14 protein-coding genes and 1 riboswitch are annotated in these 15937 nt (G+C 52.4%); of the genes, 4 read left to right on the top strand and 10 right to left on the bottom strand.

The features are described from left to right. Positions 1-258: 258 nt before the first annotated feature. The 3 genes from LAT75_RS11885 to LAT75_RS11875 form a co-directional block, all read right to left on the bottom strand. Positions 259-1962: a DUF262 domain-containing HNH endonuclease family protein gene (locus tag LAT75_RS11885; protein ID WP_291482886.1), complete on the bottom strand. Its 1704-nt coding sequence runs from the start codon at positions 1960-1962 to the stop codon at positions 259-261. 402 nt (positions 1963-2364) lie between these two features. Beyond that, entirely contained in the window at positions 2365-2571 is a 207-nt protein-coding gene (locus tag LAT75_RS11880) for a hypothetical protein (RefSeq protein ID WP_291482885.1), read from the bottom strand. Then, positions 2564-3547 (bottom strand): type IV toxin-antitoxin system AbiEi family antitoxin, encoded by a 984-nt coding sequence (locus LAT75_RS11875; protein WP_291482884.1) that lies wholly within the window; start codon positions 3545-3547, stop codon positions 2564-2566. The genes LAT75_RS11880 and LAT75_RS11875 overlap by 8 nt, the downstream gene beginning before the upstream one ends. Before the next feature lie 436 nt (positions 3548-3983). Continuing rightward, positions 3984-4125, top strand: a riboswitch (cyclic di-AMP (ydaO/yuaA leader). A gap of 159 nt (positions 4126-4284) precedes the next feature. Between LAT75_RS11875 and LAT75_RS11870 the strand changes: the two genes are divergently transcribed. The 4 genes from LAT75_RS11870 to LAT75_RS11855 all read left to right on the top strand — a co-directional run bounded on the left by LAT75_RS11870 (position 4285) and on the right by LAT75_RS11855 (position 9374). Continuing rightward, entirely contained in the window at positions 4285-6321 is a 2037-nt protein-coding gene (locus tag LAT75_RS11870) for a cation:proton antiporter (protein WP_291482883.1), read from the top strand. A gap of 415 nt (positions 6322-6736) precedes the next feature. Continuing rightward, complete coding sequence (locus LAT75_RS11865) at positions 6737-7585, top strand: ABC transporter permease (RefSeq protein ID WP_291482882.1); 849 nt, start codon at positions 6737-6739, stop codon at positions 7583-7585. A gap of 6 nt (positions 7586-7591) precedes the next feature. Continuing rightward, positions 7592-8413, top strand: a complete 822-nt coding sequence (locus tag LAT75_RS11860) for an ATP-binding cassette domain-containing protein (protein ID WP_291482881.1) — start codon at positions 7592-7594, stop codon at positions 8411-8413. Continuing rightward, entirely contained in the window at positions 8406-9374 is a 969-nt protein-coding gene (locus tag LAT75_RS11855) for an MlaD family protein (protein WP_291482880.1), read from the top strand. The genes LAT75_RS11860 and LAT75_RS11855 overlap by 8 nt, the downstream gene beginning before the upstream one ends. Before the next feature lie 26 nt (positions 9375-9400). Here LAT75_RS11855 and LAT75_RS11850 read toward each other — a convergent pair whose 3' ends face one another. The 7 genes from LAT75_RS11850 to LAT75_RS11820 all read right to left on the bottom strand — a co-directional run bounded on the left by LAT75_RS11850 (position 9401) and on the right by LAT75_RS11820 (position 15797). Then, positions 9401-10306: a hypothetical protein gene (locus tag LAT75_RS11850; RefSeq protein WP_291482879.1), complete on the bottom strand. Its 906-nt coding sequence runs from the start codon at positions 10304-10306 to the stop codon at positions 9401-9403. Between the two features lie 539 nt (positions 10307-10845). Beyond that, entirely contained in the window at positions 10846-11205 is a 360-nt protein-coding gene (locus LAT75_RS11845; RefSeq protein ID WP_291482878.1) for a DUF2335 domain-containing protein, read from the bottom strand. A gap of 7 nt (positions 11206-11212) precedes the next feature. Continuing rightward, positions 11213-11419 (bottom strand): hypothetical protein, encoded by a 207-nt coding sequence (locus LAT75_RS11840; protein ID WP_291482877.1) that lies wholly within the window; start codon positions 11417-11419, stop codon positions 11213-11215. Between the two features lie 384 nt (positions 11420-11803). Further along, entirely contained in the window at positions 11804-12070 is a 267-nt protein-coding gene (locus LAT75_RS11835; RefSeq protein WP_291482876.1) for a hypothetical protein, read from the bottom strand. Positions 12071-12648: 578 nt separating this feature from the next. Continuing rightward, positions 12649-14853 carry a S9 family peptidase gene (locus tag LAT75_RS11830; protein ID WP_291482875.1) on the bottom strand — a complete coding sequence of 735 codons (2205 nt, stop codon included), beginning with the start codon at positions 14851-14853 and terminating at the stop codon, positions 12649-12651. An 86-nt stretch (positions 14854-14939) separates the two neighbouring features. Continuing rightward, a complete protein-coding gene (locus LAT75_RS11825; protein ID WP_291482874.1) occupies positions 14940-15350 on the bottom strand; it encodes a Smr/MutS family protein in 411 nt (136 codons plus the stop codon). Positions 15351-15491: 141 nt separating this feature from the next. Next, a complete protein-coding gene (locus LAT75_RS11820; RefSeq protein WP_291482873.1) occupies positions 15492-15797 on the bottom strand; it encodes a hypothetical protein in 306 nt (101 codons plus the stop codon). Positions 15798-15937: the final 140 nt, after the last annotated feature.

Genomic DNA, 15937 nt, shown 5'->3' with positions numbered 1-15937 from the left:
GTCGTAATCGGCACCCCGATCGACCTGAGCCGCATCATCAGCATCCAAAAACCAACGGCGCGGGTAACCTACGACCTGCAGGAAATCGGCAAACCCGACCTGCACGAGATTCTCGCTGCATTTGTGGAAAAACACATTGAGCCGATGCCGGCCTGATGTAAATCAGCCATAACGCCTGTCAACTCAGCCCGGACTTCCCCCCGGTGATGCCCTGCATCGCTGAAAGGAGTCCTGGCTTTTTATTGGGGAAAGAAATGATCACTCAAACTGAGCCACCCGCCAGATGGCGGCCGCCTGCCGGGCGAGCCATTGCTGTTGCTGCTCAATACGGGAGGGGTCCCAGGCTGTGTTTTCCGATGCTATTCTTCGGGTATGCTCATAAGCACTTTCTTCATAAATGCTCCGCTTTTGCGCAAAGCCGGCATTGCCGATGGCGCGGTTTTGGGTGGCGGAAAGCAGACACATATTTCCAAGGCGATACACAAACTGTGCGTGATCGGCATCATCAACAGACAGCCATGCCTCTGAAAGATTTTCAGGCATGATATGCTCAAGGCTGACGGCCGCGCTGTCCGGATCAGGCTCATTGCCATTGAGATGCTTTTCAAGCCGGGCAAAGATATACCGCACGATACGCTTGTTACGGGATTGGGTGGTTTTCAGGGTTTTATTTGCAAATGAGGCTTTAAACTCCTCATCAGGCACATACAGTTCTTTAAGCTCCGAAATCACATCTCTGTAAGTCATCCCCTCTTTCTCCATGCTTACGGCGATTTTGTTATAGATACGCTCCTGCTCATTGGGGGGATTGTTTGATATTACATTGTACCGGAAAGAAATGATGCTGATTACCCGCAGCAGGTCTTCAAATTCCTTCTCACTGAAATTCCGGTATGCGGCCAGCAGCAGGGCGTACACCTGCCGCACACTGAACATCCGCAGCTCCCTGAGATACGGCTTCTGTGCCGGCTTCCAAAGTTCATCCTCCGGTTTTGAGAGGGCCACGTAAGTGTCCACATCAGCCTGCAGCTTACGGATAAGGGTGAAAACCTGCTCCCGGTTTCTGACCTGATCCCTTATTCGCTTAAACAGCTCTGCCTGCCGCAAAAACCGGTTCCGGCTGTTCCAGTGAACCCGCAGAAAGTCAGGAAAACTGTCAGCCTCCAGCTTGCCGGAAAGCTCCTCCCACCGTTGTTCCAGCTTTTCGAGTTCAAATTCAGGCACGGTCTGATTCTGACTGTGTACTACAGAAAACAGATAATTTTTCAGCAAGTCCGTTGAAGACAGTTTCACACCCCTTGCATTCAGGGTTTCGAATACCTTGTATGCGTTCAGCTCATCAGCTACAGTAATCACCGTAAAAAACAGCTTGTCCGTTAGCCGGTCAATAAATCCTGCAAGTTCTTCACCCGTGTGATACTTCAAACCAATCTTCTCATCAAACCACTCAAAAGCGTTTCGGAGCAAATGCTCTGAAGCTTTTAAGCGCCTGCGCGGAGCCGGCTGAAGAGGTACAAGATAGGTCTGGTAAAGGCTGTCATTATTTCGGTTCAGGTTAAGCTTCGACTTCGACAAAAGCGTGACCGGGTCGAGATAGCCGATAAGGGAATTCCGAAGCTGATCCTGCCGGCGGCGGTTGTTTTCCGATTCGTTACCACTGTCAATTTGTTTTTGCAGATTGGCCAGCACAGCGAGTACCATGATGCTGAGGGTCGTGAGCCGCTGCTGACCATCGATAATATCAAAGTTTTTACTGTCTCTGCTTTGGAGCACGAGATACCCCATGTAATGCGCATCATCACCTTCCGGCTCCATCACACTTTCAATATCGCGCCAAAGGTCATCCCATTCTTCTTCAGTCCAGCTGTAGTCGCGCTGAAAACGGGGGACCGTATAAATAAGGCCATTGCCCATCAGGGCGCGGTAGGTTTGGTTAGCGGTATTAAAATTTCCTGCTGCCATTTGGGATTTCTTTTTTGACTTTCCGGATTCGCTTTTCCGTAAAGTACGGTTTTTTTCGGGATGGATTGGCTTGGGGAGATGGTGGGGGTGTAAGTCAGTAAGGCGGGGTCAGCCGGGCAGCGCATCAGCCGGCTTCAAACTGAGCCACCCGCCAAATAACCCTGGTTTCGCTGCTACTCCCCTTCGAAACCTGACCGAATCAGCCTGAACCAGTTTTCTGCTTCTTCCAGAGACCTTCTGTTTCCTGCAATAATTTCCGCCATCTTTTTCTGTTTTTGCTGATTTAGTGATAACAAAATCCGGATCCGGTTTCGCAGTGTTGAATTTCCTTCGGTGATTTTGCGGATCTCCCTGCCAATTACCATGCATCCGATTTCTGCCAAATCCGGCTCCGGTGAAATATCAAATAAATCTGAGTGGTATTGCCAAATCATCTCTCGTTGATCTTGAAGTGAGCTGATCTTTGCTGTACCACACATCGCGCGCTATGGCCCCAAGCAGATAAAAATCTACCCCAAATGTTGCAAAAACCGGTTCGCAGAGGTTCAGTAGTTCCTTAAACCGCTGTTGCCGAAGGTCTTCAGGTTTAATCTTAAGCGGTTCACGCATAGAGTCTTCCGGCTGATTCAATATTTCTGGGGTCGCCTGATTCCATCAGGTCAGTGTAAACGGCTAATAATGGTGCTGTCGCAGGGTTTTCGCTCTCTACCGTCCAGTATGGTACACGAAGCTCAACGATTCCTTTCGGGTTTGGAACAAGTTTTAGCTTTTTTATGAGTTCTGATCGCACCGCTTTTGAGTAAAGAATAAACGTAACCGGTTTGAGATTTTGAATGATGAGATCGGCAGCGGGTTCCCCTCCCCAAACCGTATCAGAGCCAAGTGGCAGACTTTTCCAATTCAGCTCAGTTTCACGGTTTATGAAACTATAATTTCCGGTTATGATTTTGGGTTTCAGTTCGTCGGTATAGGCGCTTATCCATTGATCCAACAATTTACTGCGGTTTTTCAGCCTGATATTTTTTTTATTTATCTGAAGTAAATACCCATGCATCCTAAGGCCGTCAAGTACCTGTTTTATAGTACCGAGTGCAACTCCTGCAGCTTCCGCAATATCGCGGTAGGTTCGGTTCAGCCAGCTTTCATCATAAAGAAATAAAAAAACGACTTTCAACCCTGTTTTGGTGAATGCGCGGTTTTTTGCAGGATTTCCGGATGCCTTTGGGGGGCCTTTGCGATCAATCCAAATCAGCTTATCCCCATCCTTAAGCCGGATATTTCCTGACTCCTCCAGCCAGTCGATTCCGCTGTCTGACAACATCTTCTTAATCGCAGGCGACAGCCGTGCCGCAACCAGGATTATCGGCCCTTCTGTTTGCTGCAGTTCATTTAACTGCTGAAGCTGATGCGCACGAACTTCACTGCGAACCTCTGCCCTACGGACAATTTCTTTGCCATCAAGTCCAAAAATGAGTTGCGTACCGGCTCCCTCCGGACCCGTGTTAGTCCTGCCTGTAAATTCGGCCTTCAAATCAATTTCAGACGCGATATGGGTCAGGGCTTTTTCAAGCATTTCAGTTTTCATGGTGTTCACTTATTTTGCGTGTTCACGAATCGTGAACACGCAAAATAAGTGAACAAGCGGTCAATTAAAATTCCAATATCTGCGGCCGTCCTATCGGGCACAAGTCGTCTGATGCACATGTCGAGGGTTAATCATGATCCCCCCCTTGCCTCAGCATCAGCTACCAGATACGGAGCCGGGCAAAGGGCCCGGGCAATGCAGCCATCATCACCCGAACCTGACCCGAGCATGACCCGAGCATGACCGGGAGCCACGGCGTTCAGAAACGGCCTTACCCCGGTTCTCTTTTAAGCTGAAGTTTTGCCTTTTCGCCCCGACTGATCCATGCGCTGTAAATCAGTCCAAAAATGAACATAAAGGCTGCTTCAGAACGGGTCTTTTTTTTAAAAATGTAATTTGTGAAGCCGCCGGTTTGGTTCACATATCACGCCGCTCTATTTTAGTTCAGCTTAATCAGGCAGCCATGCCTGAGCGGAGGACCCACTAAATTTTTGGGGTGAATTCGGATTTTTTCTGATAGGGCTAATTCTCTCTGCCCGAACCCGACAGCTAACTTCGCAGGCTTTGAGAGAAGACAAAGGGCACTTGTGCATTCATAGCTCCTTTGACTTCTGAATTATTCACTTTTTTCAGAGGAGCTATATAAGCGTCTCCTTTACGGATACGATGTGTGTGTCACACACATATTCCCGGCGGGAGGGGTTTATCACCTGCTCTGATTACAACTCTTATTACCAATGGATAGTTTTGTAATCTCTATTTCCACAGAGCCCGTTTTAACCTTCGGACTGCTGCTGCTCATCATTCTGGTGGTCCCGATTCTGTTTCAGAAAATAAGGCTGCCCGGCATTGTCGGGCTGCTTCTTGCCGGAACTTTCGTAGGCCCCAAAGGCCTGGGGTTCATAGAAGCAGCCGGCGTTATTGATGTGCTCGGCAAGGTAGGCCTGCTGTACCTGATGTTTCTTGCCGGCCTTGAAATCAACCTTAGTCAGTTTAAGAAAGACCGGAACAACACGCTGGTTTTTGGTGCACTGACCTTCCTGATCCCCCAAATCAGCGGTACGCTGATATTCATCTGGATCGGCTATTCGGTACCGGCCTCTATCCTGATAGCCAGCATGTTTGCCTCCCATACGCTGGTCGCCTATCCCATTATCTCGAGGCTGGGGCTCAACAAAGAGAAAAGCGTTACAACCGCGGTCGGCGGTACCATCATCACAGATACCGTGGCACTGCTGGTTCTGGCAGTGGTTGCCCGCTCGGTAGACGGCGATCTCGATACCCTTTTCTGGGTTACGCTCATCGGTCTTTTTGCGCTGTATCTGGTTTTTATGTTTGTGATCTTTCCGAAGATGAGCTTCAGCTTCTTTCAGTACATGGGCGAAAAAGGCCGGTTTACCTATGTTTATGTGATAGGAATGATGCTGATGTGCTCCTGGCTGGCCGAGGTAATCGGCATTGAAGCCATCGTAGGGGCTTTTCTTGCCGGTCTGGCGCTCAACCCGCTGCTGTCGAATAAAGGTCCGCTCAAAAATCGCGTGGAGTTTTTCGGTGATGCGTTCTTTATCCCGCTTTTTCTCATTTTTGTGGGCATGCAGGTTGATGTGCAGGTGCTCACCAGCGGATATGAAGTCTGGTTCATTATGGGCGTTATGACAGCTATTGTGGTTGTTTCCAAATGGGTGGCTGCTTTTACGTCTTCAAAACTGCTTGGCTTCAGCAATGATCAGGCCTGGGTTATTTTCGGATTGACCAACTCCCAGGCGGCCGCTACCCTTGCTGCAACCTTTATCGGGATGGAAGTCGGCCTGATTGGAGAGGAAATCCTGAATGGTGCCATTATGATGATTCTGGTGACCTGTATCATAGGGCCGATGGTTGTTGAGAAATTCGGCCTGAAGCTAACCGACGACGACACTCTGGAGCTGGAAACCGACACCAAAATCAGACAGCGGCTGCTTGTACCTCTGGCAAACCCGGTTACTTCCGCCCGGCTTATTGAGTTCGCCTCAAACCTAAAAACGGACGACAAAAGCCCGATTTTCCCGCTTGCAGTCATTAACACTTTCAAAGACGAAGACAAGCAGCGGGAGCGCGCCCATAAAACGCTGGAAGTTGCCAAAGGCCACATTCACGCGGTAAACAGTCAGGCCAATCCCGTGGTTGAAACCAACCTCAATATTGCTGAAGGTATCAGAAATGCCGCTGCAAACAATGCCATCACCGATATTGTTATCGGGTGGAACGGCGTTATTTCAACCCCGATGCGGATTTTCGGCAGCATTCTTGATCAGGTTTTGCTCACAACCAAACAGCAGACATACATCTGTAAAATCACCAAACCGGTCTCGACTTTCAATAAGATTGTAGTGGTGATGAACCCGCAAAGCTATTCGGGCCGCAACTCTCTGGCGCTGCTGGAATCCCTGTTTAAACTTGCAGAGAACCTTAAAACCGGGCTCGAGATTCTTTACTTTGAGCAGGATGAAAGCAAACTGAACAGGGACCTGTACCTCATTCAGTCTGAGCAGGAAATGAGCCTGCGAAGTGTACGCTCCATTGAAGACATCATTAATATTGTCTTAAATGATTTGTCCGAATCTGATTTACTGGTGATGGTAAACAGCAGGTCGGGCAAGAGCGACTGGTTCAGAACATCCAACGTAATTCCTTCCATTATCTCCACGCAAAAGCCGGATCTCAGCTTCGTAACCGCGTTCCCGGCCTCGCTGGATAAGGAAGATTATTTGACGGATATTCTGTACAGCAACTAAAGCTGCGCAATTCCGACAAAACCGCCGATTCTGAACAGTTAGGGCTGAAGCTCTGAAATAAAATCAGCAGCTTCAGCCCTTCTTTGTGAAACTCCCTGACTTCCGGCTTTATTGGCTGCCCCAGCCGGCAGCGTCCCGCTTCCGGCATCCCAAAATCCATCATAAAGCAAAAAAGAATCACAAGGTTCTCACCGGGCTCCACCTCCCTCCTTTACACCCGGGTAGGTCCGCCCCCGACAAACACCACTTATTTTACTGTAAAACAACACCTTATAATGCACAGCAGAACTATTTAATCCGTATTCTGTTATATGTCTGAATTCCGTTCAGGCATTAGCATTATCCCGTGCAGCAGAGTTTCATCTGTATTTGCAGCGCCTCAATCGGGGCTGTCACTGAATAATACCCCATACAGATGAAAGCCATCCGGCCTGTCCTTCAGCGAATCCCCAAGCTGCCTTCGGTAAAAACACAGGCGATTAAGATCAGCGACAATGCGATCAAAAAAACGCAGCTTACCACCCGGTTCTTTCGTGAGGTCGGTGAGTTCTGCCTGTTCGCCTGGCTCACCCTCAAAGCGACCTTCTCCCGCGATTTCGAATTCCGGGAGTTCCTGCGGCAGTGTTTCAAAGTGGGGAATAAAACCCTGCCGCTCATCTCCCTAACAGGTCTCGTAATCGGGCTGGTCCTTACCATCCAAAGCCGGCCGATTCTCGCAAATTTCGGGGCTACCTCCATGCTGCCGGGCATGGTAGCGCTGTCGCTGGTGCGAGAGATGGGTCCCGTAGTTACCGCCCTCATCTGCTGTGGAAAAATCGGCTCGGGCATGGGCGCCGAACTTGGCTCCATGAAGGTTACCGAGCAGATCGACGCCATGGAGGTCTCTTCCACCAACCCGATGCGGTACCTCGTGGTGCCGCGGGTGCTTGCCGCTACCCTCATGATTCCGGTTTTGGTGCTGTATGCCGATGCCTTCGGCATCCTGGGCAGCTGGGCGGGCGCCAACATCAAGGGCGACGTAACCTTTACGCTCTTCTTTACACAGGCTTTTAGTGCCATCTGGTTTTCAGACTTTTTCCCGGCCGTTATCAAAACCTTCTTTTTCGGCGCAGCTATCGGTTTTGTGGGCTGCTACAAAGGTTTCACGGCAGGGCGCGGCACCGAAAGCGTAGGCAAGGCGGCCAATCAGTCGGTCGTACTCGCCTCGGTGTTTGTGATCCTGATTGATCTCATTGCCGTGCAAATCACCGATATGCTGTATTAAACCAATATGGAACAGGAAATCAGCAACATCGCGCGCGAGGCCACAGCGGCCCTGCCCCCCAAACCCGTGATAGAGGTCAAAAACCTCCGGAAGGGATTCGACAAGGTGGAAGTGCTCAGGGACCTCTCCCTCCAACTGTTTGAAAACGAGAACCTCGTGGTGCTGGGGAAATCCGGCTCCGGGAAATCCGTGCTCATCAAATGCATGGTGCGCCTGCTGAGAGCCGACGCCGGCACCATCCGCATTTTCGGGGAAAACGTGCAGGAAATGAACGACCGCGAACTGGCGGAGCTCCGGGTTAAAATCGGATTTCTGTTTCAGAGAGGCGCGCTGTACGACTCCATGACCATCAGGGAAAACCTCGAATTCCCGCTGGTCCGGATCAAAAAGCACCTCAGCCGAAAAGAAATAGATGCCAAAATAGAGGAAGCCCTCGAAAACGTGGGCCTCTCAGATACCATCAACAAAATGCCGTCGCAGCTTTCCGGCGGCATGCGCAAACGGGCAAGTCTTGCCCGCACCATCGTGGTTGATCCCATGATTATGCTGTATGATGAGCCCACCACCGGGCTCGACCCTGTGACCTCCGATGAAATAAGCATGCTCATCAACAACGTCAAAAAAAAGTACAACACCTCATCGGTCATCATCACGCACGATATCGCCTGTGCCCGCGCAACCGGCGACCGCGTGATTATGCTGAATGAGGGCGAAGTACACATGGAAGGTACCATCCGATCCTTCGAACAATCTTCGGACCCGCTTATTCAGTCTTTTTTCAAATTCAGAGAACCCTCTTCCGCCAAAGCCCAACCCCATCATGGATAATTTCAGCCCGGCATTTAAAACCCGCTTAGGTATATTTTTAGTCTTCGGACTCGTGATCTTCATGATCATCATCTTCTTTGTAGGCAAGCAGCAAAACCTGTTCAACCCGGTTTTTCAGATAACCACCGACTTTCAGAACGTGAGCGGGCTGCTTGTGGGCAAGAACGTGCGCTATTCGGGCATCAATGTCGGCATTGTGGATAATATTGCCATCATCAACGACTCCACGGTGCAGGTCAGCTTTTTTGTGCGGCGGAACGTGCAGGAGTTCATTAAGGCAGACAGCAAGGCCAGCATAGGGTCGGAAGGGATTATCGGTGACCGGGTGCTCGTCATCACACAGGGCACAAGCGGAGCGCCGACCGTGCGTGACGGTCAGCACATTGCCTCGCAGGAGCCTGTGGAAACCGATGAAATTATGCAAAGCCTGCAGGCCTCAGCCTACAGCGCGCAGATCATCACCAATCAGCTGTCCGAAATCCTAACCTTCGTGAACAGCGGAGAGGGCAGCGTGGGCCGGATGATTTTTGACGAGACCATTGCCGACAACATGGCCCAAACCATAGATAACTTCAAAAAAAGCTCTGAGGACTTTGATGAGATTATTGAAGTAACCCAGCAGAATGTGTACACCTTTATGGAAAAACTGCAGGAGACCGCCGCCAAAACGGAAATCGCTTCGCAGCAGCTTGGCGAAATCATGACCCGCATCAACAGCGGGGAAGGCACCATTGGTGCGCTCATCAACGATACCACCATGGCCGCCAACCTCGGTGAAACACTCGAAAACCTGCGAAGCAGCAGTCAGGGGCTGGATGAAAATATGGAGGCGCTGAAACATAACTTCTTCTTCAGGAGGTATTTCAGACGACTCGAGCGCCAGCGCATAAAAGATGAAAAGCAGCGCCTCATCGAACTGCGTGAGGAGCAGGCTGCAGAAGCAGGACCGGAACCGGCCTGACCGCTACGGCTTCACCTGCCTCGCGGCTAATTCCCGAACGGGATGGTGATGCCCAGCCACGGGATGCCGATAAGCGCTCCGAGATCTTCCAATGGCCTCACCAGCCCGAAATCGGCGGATATGTTTTCGGCCGCATAGCGGTAGGCGAGTGAGATAATTCCGTTTTCGCCGCTTCCGGGGAAAAAATAATTCTCCGTGATGAGCCAGCCCGTGCGTGAGAGCCGGTGCATGGCACTCAGATTCACAACCGGCGAGCTGGAAATATCTCCGTTGCTGAAGCCGTACCCCAGGCTCAGCGACACATTGCTGTCGGTGCCGCCGTAGGTAGCCGTGCCGTAGAACACCCCTCCCACACCGCTGTCGGTGCCCAGCACGCCCCCAAGCAGCGCCCCCGCGGAAAGGTGAAACCGCTCGCTTGCAAGCGGAACAGACACTTTCGGCGTAATCCAGACCGGCGTAGAAGTACCGAACAAAAACAGCGGCACGGTTCCCAAACCCACTGAAAAACGATCCGACACGCCATAGTTCGCATTGTTGAAAAACACCCAGGTATTCTGATAATAGCCCTGCCCTTTTCTGAGGCCGATGGCATTGGGCGCAAACAGGTAGCGGGTAGCGTTCGGATTTCTGTGGCGGTATTCGGCGGATAAGGTATGGCCCGCATCCAGCAGGGCGATGCGCCTGATATTTGCTCTGCGGATGGTGATCTCGCCCGTGCTATCCGTAAGCAATACAATGGTTTCGGAACTCACTGAAATCAGCTGCCCCACAAAAACACTGCCCTCAGTAGTCTCAACCCGATAGGTTTCCCCCACGACCAACTCCGGCAGGCTCTGTGCCTGCGCCTGCGCCTGCGCATCAGCCAGGGTTGGAAGAACTGAAAACAGCGCACAAAGCGCAAAAGCAACTAAAACAACGCTAAACCGGTGCATGGTACAAAATCCTGAGTGAATAGGGTGATAAGGAGGGCGTAAGGTACCATTAAAAATGCGGGATTGTGTATGGGACGGGGCGTGAGGGGGATAAAAAAAAGCAAGCATGTCGGAGTGGATCGTGCGGCGGAGTGGTCACATCCTGCACGGATAACCATGCCGTTAAGCTTGCTAATCTGAATCAGGCATAGCGCTTGGTTGCCGGAACCAATAACCAACAAGGTAGCGGTTAATTTCGGGGAAGAAGGGAGCCAATGCATGATGATTCTGACAAATTGAATCATCAAAAGAAGCGAAAAACAGAATTAATTGCCGGGTAAACAGCTGCAGGAAAGCGGCGGGTTGGTCAGCCCTGTTATGCTGAATCGAGATGGGAACATTACCGCGACTGGCAAAAATCATGCATTATAGCAGTCTTCCGACAGTCTGCCGGATTTGAAGCGCGATTGCTATTCCTGCCCCTCCTTCAGGCATCCTGCCAAGACTTATGGGCAGGTTATCACCAAAGTGTGAAACAAAACTTAATGGATCAAAAAAGATTACTCTTTTCGCTGCTTATAGATGAAAGCACCAACAATAGCAGCAAGGCTTCCTACTAAAACACCCAGGCCGGTTACATCATGTCCATTAAGAATTAAATAAAATCCGGCACCTATACCAATTAGTCCTAAAAGGAATGCAAAGACCTGGCCAATGATGTGCGAGACAAAAAGCATTCGCAGCTCTGAACGTTGCGACTTAATGCGGGCCTCCTGCTCAATTTCGGCCATTTTCAATATACGGTCCGCGGCTCCGGGTAAAATATTTTCGTAATTTGCAAACTCTTGGGAAGGAGGGAGAGGGCCGGAAAACTGCGCTAAAGTAATTCTATCCTGACTATCACTCTTACTGCGTGGCATAGATCTTTCAGTAAACCCGCGGCTTGGAATCTTGATTAACAGCGTTCATAGAAGCACGGATGTCGTTGCCTACCCGATTAAAGTCATTCGCGAGTGCTTCTTTGCCGTACTGATGGTGGGCAGGCTTAAACCTGGAAGGGGTACTTAAATCTATACCCGATGCGAACCCGCGTACAATAGCCCGCTTGATTTTATCTACTGTTTTATTTGCCATAGTGATAATAATATGCAAAGAATAAATTTAAACAACAACGGGTACAGTTTCCCTTTGTTTTATGCGGCTTTTTCTCACTTCAGTGTTTTGCCTTCCACGCTTCACCTTATGTGAGTTTTTGTACTTCTGCCCGCCTGATCAGCTCAATGCCCTGATTTTTGAGGTCAACGAGGCGTCTCAACCCAGGTTTGTACAAAGCTCACAAGCCTGATCTTCAACCGCTCAGCTGAATACCAATTGCACGCACTCCTAAAGCAAACACCATCACAATTTTGACAGATTTACCCCCCCAAACCCAAAAACCCGCCCCCGGCCGGTTCCCTTTTCGGGTGTTGGCCATGGTGCGGGTTTCAGAATAACTTCGCCTTAAAAAATACGGGGCGCTTAGCGGGCGGTCCACCAAAGGTAGGAGAGGAAAAACATCAGAATCATCATCAGCACAAAAAGTACGGCGATAATCATGTTGCCAATGTCATAGCCCTTAATTTCGCGCTTGATTTTACCGTCGCGGACCTCAAAAGCACGCTCGGTGCCGTCCTTATCTTTAATCTTGATTTCAGCATTCATGATATCTTCTACGATATCACCTGCAGTGGGCGATCCAGGCGACTGCTGCCGGATTTTGTAATTGCCATAGGTGAAAGCTTCCATGGGTCAAAATGGTTGGGTTCAGGATAAAAAACATGCCATCTGCCTGACAGATAAGCACATACTACTATTTAGGATACATGAATTATAATTTAGCTATTGCCTTTTTAAAATCAAACTGCAACTCAGCTTACCGCTTCATTTACCCTCAGCACGCCCAAAACCCCGCCCGAAAAGTACACAACGCATCAGGGTCTTTCATTTCATTTTATTTATGGGGTGGAACTCCGTGCGCATCAAGGTCTTTCGTGGCAGCCGATAGCGCCCAAACCTACGGCATATCCCGTGGTTTTGGGTTTCCGGGGCAGATTACCACAATTCCGATGCATCAAAAAAAAACAGCGCAGCACAATCCGGCAGTCAGATCCCGGATACGCATGTTTCAATTGGACCCTGAGCAAGTCGCAGCATCGTAACTCCCCCCAAAAAAAGCAGGGGATTATCCGCAGGTTTGGGAATTACCCTTTGGCACGAAAGACCGTGATGTGCACGGAGTTTCCCCCTCCTGAAAAAAATTACAGCGCAGCAGCACCTGCAAAGGTGTTTTGAATCACACGATGGCTTCGGGGCATGAGGCTGGTTCAGCCGGCATCGGTGTAGCGGCTGAAGAACTCGATCATGCGCAGCAGCCGGTCTTTGCGGTGGTGCACGTTTCCGGAGCGCGAAAGCTCGTGGTCGCCGCCGGGGTAGCGGATGTACTCGACCTCGCGCTCCAGCACTTTGAGGGCTTTGTACATCATCTCGCTCTGGCTCACGCCGGTGCGAAGGTCCACATCGCCGTGCAGGATGAGCAGCGGGGTGCGGATTTGGTGCACGTAGGTGAAGGGCGAGTCGTGCCGGAGCACGCGGTACACCTCGGGCTGCCAGGGGAAGCCGCCGAAGCGGTCGGGCACCAGGCGCCAGGCGTTGCCCTCGCCGAAGAAGGTGCTGAGCTCGTACACCCCGCGCTGTGCGGCGGCGGCTTTGAAGCGGTGATCTTTGGCCACAACGTAGGCTACGAGGTAGCCGCCGTAGGAGCCGCCGGTAATCACGAGCTGGTCGGTGTCGATCCAGCTGTATTTCCTAACGGCATCATCGAGGGCACCGAGCACGTCGCGTTTCGGGCCGTTGCCCCAGTCGCGGTGGTTGGCCCGCTGGAAATCGTAGCCGTAGCCGCCCGAGCCGCGCGGGTTGGAGAACACAATGCCGAAGCCGTGCGCGGCAAACAGCTGGAATTCGTGCCACATGCTGGCTTCGCCCGTGCCCCACATGGCGCTGGGTCCGCCGTGAATCTGCAAGAGGGTCGGGAATTTTTGGCCGGGCTGGTAATTGGCGGGCTTCATAACCCAGTATTCGATTTCGAGGCCGTCGGGGGTGGTGTAGGTGTGCTTCACCGGCTCGGAGAGCTGCCGTTCTGCGAGCCAGCTGTGGTTGTGGTCGCTCAGCCGCATGGCGTTTCGGGCGCTGGTATCGGCCCGGTAGAGTTCGAAGGGATTTTGCCAGCTGGTTTCCACATAAACAAGCAGACCGCGGCTGAGGTCGAAGGCCCGGATGCCGGTTTCTTCGCTTGTGAGGCGCTCGCCTATGCCCGTGCGTGCATTAATGAGGAAGAGCGGGAAGCCGCCGTTTTGGGCTGCGGTGGCGTAGATGTTGTTGCTGTCGCGGCTCCAGGCCATGTTGCCGAGGTTACGGTCGATATCCTGCCCGATGTAGCGGTTGCTGTTGCTGCGCAGGTCGTGCACGCCAATGTAGGCCTGGTTGTAGCCGCGCTCGCTGTTGTCGAACACGCGGAAGGCAACGAGGCGGCCGTCGGGCGAGGGCAGCGGGTTGCTGTAGCTGAAGCCCAGGGTGCCGGCCAGCCGCACCAGCCGGGTATCGCTGATATTCATGGTGTAGAGGTGGCTGTCGGCCACGCGGTCGGGGTGGGCATCGGTTTGCAGGTTTCCGGCAAGCACGATGTTCTGGCTGTCCCACATCCAGGCGGCGCCGCTGAAGCTGTGGTAGCCGGTGTGCAGGGTGAGGGGGCGGGCTTCGGCGCGGGGGGCGTCAGCCATCACGAACCAGTGCGTGTAGCTGCGCTCAGGGCTGAGGGCGCGCTCCCCCTGAAAGTCGAGCCGGTTAAGCACGGCCGGGCTGTTTTCCAGCTCGTTGTGGTGGAGCCAGGCCCGGATCTGTTCGATGCTGCCGTCGGGGTCAGGGCTGATGCCGTGATCGCGGGGCAGCGGCGCGATGCCGGGTTTTTCGACCGGCCATGCTGGACCCTCCGCAAAGCTTTCTTTCTGGAGCAGGCTGCTGTGGCTGTAGGTGCTTGAGAACAGCAGCAGGTTGCCGTCGGGGCTCCAGGCCGGGTTGGAGGCGCCGTTTTCGGCGGTGGTGTAGGGTACGGCTTCGCCGCCGCGCAGGTCGAGTACGTAGATTTGAGAGCGGCCATCAATGGCACGGGTGAAGGCGATGCGGCGGTTATCGGGGTGCCAGGCCGGCTGCGAAGCCCCTGCCGGATGGCGGGTGAGCTGCACCGGCTCGTGACCGCTTTCGTCGATGCGCACCATCCAGAGCTGGTTTACGTAGCGGTAGTCCTGCCCGCCTTCGTGCTCAACCGAGCGTACTACGTAAGCGGCATGGGTGCCGTCGGGGGAGACCGTTACCTGGCTCAGCTGCTGAATCCGGGTGAGGTCGGTAGTGCGCACCAGCTTGCTTTCGCTGTTTTCGGCAAATACACCGCCCGGCTGAAGTACCGCGGCAAACAGAAAAAGCACGGCAAGCGCAAAGGCCGACCGTGCCTGTTTTAAAATGGGATGATGGTTCATGGCAGGAAAGTTTCGATGGATGAGGGCTCGGTTTTGTTTATGCCGAAGAATACTTTTATGCGCTTTAAATTGCACTTTAAAAGATGCTAAATGCCGGACGGGTTTTCACCATCGTTTCGCGTGGCTTCCGGCGGGATTAAATCGGCGGAGGTAGCGCCCCAGTTGCCGGTTCCGGTGCCGGGGTAGTAGGCTTTTACGGCGGGGTGCCGTTCAAGAATGCTGTGCACCAGCCTCCGCAGCGTGCCGGTTCCCTTGCCGTGGATGATGCGCAGCTGGAAGATGCCGGCTTCGATGCAGGCATCGATGTAATCCGGCACGAGCTCCTTCACCTCTTTGGGCCGGAACAGATGGAGATCGAGCACACCGTCGATCGGCAGCTCGTGCTCTTCGGGGAAATCATGGTGGTCGGGAGGTTCTTGCATCAGGCAAAAAATCGGGTTCAGGTTTGGGAACACATCAGCCCGAAAATAAACAAAATGCGGTTCAGGTTTTGGCATGGCCTGCCTTTTTGGGTGACGGGCACCAGCCCTCACAAAGCCCCATGCCATTTTATGGCGCTGAGCCAGCCGCGGGAAACCCGCATCACCCAAAAATAAATCCGCGCAAATCCGCGCTTGAAAATCCGCCCGATCCGCGTGCTATTGGCCGGGTACTTCCAGCATTTTTAGGGCGGTGTCGTAGGTGCACAGGCCGCCGAGGTAGCAGCGTACCCAGTAGCGAACGCTTGCGCGGCGCTGATGCACGGCCGTATCGCGGGTTGAGAATCGGCCGGTAAGCTCTTCGTGAAACCCGATCAGATCGGCTTCGATGGCTTCAATCAGGCGGTCGGGCAGGTCGTTCCAGCCGAGCAGCTTCACGCACTCGAGGGCGCGGGCATCAATTTTGTGAAGGTCAACCGGCTGAAGGGCGGGGTAGGTGTAGCTGAGTTTGAATGCAGTAGTCATGGCAGTATCTCTTTGGTTGTGTGTAGTGTTTATCAGAAGATACCGGCCTGTTGTGACAGCATTATGTCACCCTAAACTAAAATATTTTATTTTTTTTCTGCTACCCGCTCCGGTACCGGTACTTCAAACTTCACAACAGT

Origin of the sequence: Cyclonatronum sp., from assembly GCF_022565315.1 — a bacterium.
Classification (GTDB): domain Bacteria; phylum Bacteroidota; class Rhodothermia; order Balneolales; family Cyclonatronaceae; genus Cyclonatronum.
This window is presented reverse-complemented; position numbering and strand designations above follow the sequence as displayed.

Excerpts from the sequence above, each read along its gene's own strand:
- LAT75_RS11885 (WP_291482886.1), bottom strand. The coding sequence starts at position 1,962 with ATGGCAGCAGGAAATTTTAATACCGCTAACCAAACCTACCGCGCCCTG.
- LAT75_RS11880 (WP_291482885.1), bottom strand. The coding sequence starts at position 2,571 with ATGCGTGAACCGCTTAAGATTAAACCTGAAGACCTTCGGCAACAGCGG.
- LAT75_RS11875 (WP_291482884.1), bottom strand. The coding sequence starts at position 3,547 with ATGAAAACTGAAATGCTTGAAAAAGCCCTGACCCATATCGCGTCTGAA.
- LAT75_RS11870 (WP_291482883.1), top strand. The coding sequence starts at position 4,285 with ATGGATAGTTTTGTAATCTCTATTTCCACAGAGCCCGTTTTAACCTTC.
- LAT75_RS11865 (WP_291482882.1), top strand. The coding sequence starts at position 6,737 with ATGAAAGCCATCCGGCCTGTCCTTCAGCGAATCCCCAAGCTGCCTTCG.
- LAT75_RS11860 (WP_291482881.1), top strand. The coding sequence starts at position 7,592 with ATGGAACAGGAAATCAGCAACATCGCGCGCGAGGCCACAGCGGCCCTG.
- LAT75_RS11855 (WP_291482880.1), top strand. The coding sequence starts at position 8,406 with ATGGATAATTTCAGCCCGGCATTTAAAACCCGCTTAGGTATATTTTTA.
- LAT75_RS11850 (WP_291482879.1), bottom strand. The coding sequence starts at position 10,306 with ATGCACCGGTTTAGCGTTGTTTTAGTTGCTTTTGCGCTTTGTGCGCTG.
- LAT75_RS11845 (WP_291482878.1), bottom strand. The coding sequence starts at position 11,205 with ATGCCACGCAGTAAGAGTGATAGTCAGGATAGAATTACTTTAGCGCAG.
- LAT75_RS11840 (WP_291482877.1), bottom strand. The coding sequence starts at position 11,419 with ATGGCAAATAAAACAGTAGATAAAATCAAGCGGGCTATTGTACGCGGG.
- LAT75_RS11835 (WP_291482876.1), bottom strand. The coding sequence starts at position 12,070 with ATGGAAGCTTTCACCTATGGCAATTACAAAATCCGGCAGCAGTCGCCT.
- LAT75_RS11830 (WP_291482875.1), bottom strand. The coding sequence starts at position 14,853 with ATGAACCATCATCCCATTTTAAAACAGGCACGGTCGGCCTTTGCGCTT.
- LAT75_RS11825 (WP_291482874.1), bottom strand. The coding sequence starts at position 15,350 with ATGCCAAAACCTGAACCGCATTTTGTTTATTTTCGGGCTGATGTGTTC.
- LAT75_RS11820 (WP_291482873.1), bottom strand. The coding sequence starts at position 15,797 with ATGACTACTGCATTCAAACTCAGCTACACCTACCCCGCCCTTCAGCCG.